This window comes from Collinsella aerofaciens (genome assembly GCF_032584215.1).
GTDB lineage: Bacteria > Actinomycetota > Coriobacteriia > Coriobacteriales > Coriobacteriaceae > Collinsella.
Map to the genome: position 1 here is coordinate 1 of NZ_JAWHPN010000057.1, position 1,256 is coordinate 1,256.

Consider the following 1,256-nt stretch of genomic DNA (forward strand, 5'->3'; position numbering starts at 1 on the left):
TGGAGTGGGAAGGATAAACTGGACTTTCTTTTAAGGACCATCAAGCGTATTGCCGCTCGTATTCCACTGGAGACATGTAGCCCAGGGTGGAATGCATGCGCACCCTATTGTAATAGAGCTCTATGTACTTGAAGATGTCCTGCTTGGCCTCGTCCCTCGTCCCATAGCTCCTCTCTTTCACCAATTCCCTTTTCAGCGTCTTGAAGAACGACTCGGCCACCGCGTTGTCCAGCGGCGTGCCGGGCCTTGATACCGACTGGACTATGCCATGCGAGTCCAGACACCGCTGGAAGGAACGGGAGGTGTACTGCGCGCCCCGATCGTCATGGAAGACGAGGCTGCCGTCATCTGGCGGACCCTCCCTGCCGACCGCCTGCTCCATCGCGTCGATCGCGACCTTCTCGGTGATGCGCTCGGACATCGACCAGCCCACGACCTTGCGGGAGAAGGCGTCTATCACGGCTGCGAGATAGAGCCACCCTTCTCTTGTGGGTATGTAGGTGATGTCGCCCACCCAAAGCCTGTTGCGCTCGCCCACGGTGAAAGCGCGCTCTACCAGGTTCAACCGAGGGTCTCCCGGCTCGACCTTCTTCTGGACGCGGTGTTTTCGGGTCGCGCCCTTTCCGGCAAGTCCGAGCTTCTGCATGATGCGGAGCACGCGCTTCTCGCTCACGACGATGCCGCTTTTTCGCAGTTCGCGGTTGATGCGCCGGTAGCCGTAACGGCCCTTGTGCCGCTCGAAGGCCTCGGCGACGAAACCTTCGATCGCCTCCCGCTCTATCTGGGCGTCGGACTTCTTCCGGCCGAGATACTCGTAGAAACCGGATTTCGAGACTTTCATCAGCCCGCATGCCTTCTTGATGGGGCCGATCTCGCCCCTATGCTCTTTGAGGAACTCGAACCTCACGCATGGTCTTGACTCAAGAAGGCCCGGAAATTTTTTAGTATCTCGTTCTCGCGCTCGAGCTCCTCGACCTTCTTCTTGAGCTTCACGATCTCGTAGTCCTTGTTGATCTTCGGGGAGCCGTTTCCGGGGAACGCGCCGTCTCCCATCTCCTCGTATTCGCGGGCCCACCTTCTCAGCGTCGAATCCTTTATGCCGAGTTCCTCCGATAGGCCTTTGACCGTCATTTCCCCGGACAGGACCACCTTTGCCGCCGAGACCTTGAACTGCCTGTCGTATCGCTTTCTTCTTTGGGTCATCTTGAACACCTTTCGCTCTTAACTAGGTGTCCAATTCATCATACCCACTCCAC

1 protein-coding gene and 1 pseudogene are annotated in these 1,256 nt (G+C 57.7%); both read right to left on the bottom strand.

The window, feature by feature from the left end; translation table 11 throughout:
- Positions 1 to 40: 40 nt before the first annotated feature.
- Positions 41 to 1,075 carry an IS3 family transposase gene (locus tag RX395_RS09685; RefSeq protein ID WP_316367250.1) on the bottom strand — a complete coding sequence of 345 codons (1,035 nt, stop codon included), beginning with the start codon at positions 1,073 to 1,075 and terminating at the stop codon, positions 41 to 43.
- Positions 964 to 1,203 (bottom strand): annotated as a pseudogene (locus RX395_RS09690) (transposase); the annotation flags it as partial. The pseudogene RX395_RS09690 and the gene RX395_RS09685, both read right to left, overlap by 112 nt.
- Positions 1,204 to 1,256 lie beyond the last annotated feature (53 nt).